This window comes from Bradyrhizobium sp. P2_E8, from assembly GCF_056403875.1.
Window position 1 is genome coordinate 1 of record NZ_JBFUES010001160.1, and the last position, 2,136, is coordinate 2,136.

Annotated in this window: 3 protein-coding genes; all 3 read left to right on the forward strand. The window is 66.9% G+C overall.

Annotation, left to right across the window (positions count from 1 at the left end):
- Window positions 1–9 precede the first annotated feature (9 nt).
- Window positions 10–633: a TetR/AcrR family transcriptional regulator gene (locus tag AC1D00_RS38070; protein ID WP_477014216.1), complete on the forward strand. Its 624-nt coding sequence runs from the start codon at window positions 10–12 to the stop codon at window positions 631–633.
- Window positions 630–1,547 carry an HlyD family secretion protein gene (locus AC1D00_RS38075; protein WP_477014214.1) on the forward strand — a complete coding sequence of 306 codons (918 nt, stop codon included), beginning with the start codon at window positions 630–632 and terminating at the stop codon, window positions 1,545–1,547. The genes AC1D00_RS38070 and AC1D00_RS38075 overlap by 4 nt, the downstream gene beginning before the upstream one ends.
- The coding region (locus AC1D00_RS38080) for an ABC transporter ATP-binding protein (RefSeq protein ID WP_477014215.1) at window positions 1,544–2,136 on the forward strand (593 nt) is incomplete at its 3' end. The genes AC1D00_RS38075 and AC1D00_RS38080, both read left to right, overlap by 4 nt.

The window sequence follows — 2,136 nt, forward strand, 5'->3', positions numbered from 1 at the left end:
GGAAGCCACATGCCCGAAGCCGCGCCCGCCTCGAACCGTGCCACACGCGCGGCGGAGCGGCGTGCGGCGATCGTGGAGGCGGCGATGGAGGAGTTCATTGCGCGCGGCTTTGCCGCGACGCGGCTCGACGACATTGCGAGGCGGGCCGGCGTCGCGAAGGGCACGATCTACCTGCACTTCAAGGACAAGGAATCGATGTTCGAGGAGCTGGTGCGCGTCGTGATCGTGCCTGTGGTGGCGCGGCTGACGACGCTGCCGCCGCCGGTGGGCTCGGTGCGCGACCTCATCGAAGCCTTCGCCGGCAACTTCCTCAAGGAGGTGATCGGCACCAGGCGCGGCGATCTCGTGCGCCTGATCGTGGCGGAGGGGCCGCGCTTTCCTTCCGTCGCCGACTTCTACTATCGCGAGGTGGTCTCGCGCGGGGTCGCCGCCATGCGCGCGCTGATCGAACTCGGCATCGCCCGCGGCGAGATCCGCGAGAAGGACCTTGCGCGCTATCCGCAGATCCTGATCGCGCCCGCGATGATCGCGGTGATCTGGCAGAGCCTGTTTGAGCGGCACGCGCCGCTCGACGCGCGGGACATGCTGCGCGTCCATCTCGATTTGATTTTTGGCGAACGGAGGACGACATGAGGTCGTCGCGAACCATCTCTCACCTCATCCTGAGGAGCGCGGAACGCGCGTCTCGAAGGATGCAGGCCCCGCTGTGGCTCCTCGCCCTTCGAGACGCCGCTTCGCGGCTCCTCAGGGTGAGGGGTCGACAGGGGTATCTGCCGCGCCTCTGTTCGATCGCGGTTCTGGTGCTCGCAACCGCGCTGGCGGCTTGCAACGAGAAGCGCGATCCCGGCTTCCAGGGCTGGGTCGAGGCCGACATGATCTTCGTCAGCCCGGATGAAGCGGGCCGGGTGACGAAGCTGAGCGTCCGCGAGGGCGACGAGGTCAAGGTCGGCGACGCCCTCTATTCCGTCGACGACGATCTCCAGCTTGCCGATCTCAACCAGAACAAGGCGACGCTCGCCAACGCGCAGCAGACCTATGACCGTGCGGCCTCGCTGAACAAGACCGGTTCGGGCACGCAGGCCAATCTCGATTCCGCGGTGTCCGCCTTGCGCGTGGCGGAAGCGCGGGTAGCGACGTCGGAGACGCGGATGGCGCGGCGCAGGGGCTTTGCGCCGGTCGCCGGCACCATCCAGCAGATCTATTTCCGCGAGGGCGAGATGGTGGCGGCGCAGCGGCCGGTGCTCTCGATCATGCCGCCCGGCAACATGAAGCTGCGCTTCTTCGTGCCGGAGACCGAGCTGCCCAAGCTTGCGATCGGCGACACGGTCCGGATCGGCTGCGACAATTGCGCCGCCGACCTGACCGCCAAGATCTATTTCATCGCGACCTCGGCCGAATACACCCCGCCGGTGATCTACAGCCTCGATGAGCGCAACAAGCTCGTTTACCTGATCCAGGCGCGGCCCTCGCGCCCCGATGCCTTGCGCGTCGGGCAGCCGATCGACGTCTATCTCAATCCAAAAACTCCGATGGCGGACAAGCGATGAACGGCGGCAACGGCATCGCAATCGACGTCAAGGGCCTGACGAAGTCGTTCGGCGGCCGCGAGGTCGTGCACGATCTGTCGATGCAGGTGAAGCGCGGCTCGATCTACGGCTTCCTCGGTCCCAACGGCTCGGGCAAGACCACCACCATCCGCATCCTCTGCGGCCTGCTGACGCCCGACAGCGGCGAGGGCACCTGCCTCGGCTACGACATCCGGCGCGATGCCGAAAAGATCAAGCGCCAGGTCGGCTACATGACCCAGCGCTTCAGCCTCTACCAGGACCTGTCGGTGCGCGAGAACCTCGAATTCGTCGCGCGGCTCTATGGCCTTGCCGATGCACGCGGCGCGGCGCGTGACATGGTCAAGCGGCTCGGGCTCTCGGGGCGCGAGGAGCAGCTTGCCGGCGAGCTCTCCGGCGGCTGGAAGCAGCGGCTGGCGCTCGGTGCCTGTACGCTGCCCAGTCCGAAGCTGCTGCTGCTCGACGAGCCGACGGCGGGTGTCGATCCCAAGGCACGGCGCGATTTCTGGAACGAGATCCATGCGCTCGCCGCCGACGGCCTCACCGTGTTGGTCTCGACCCACTACATGGA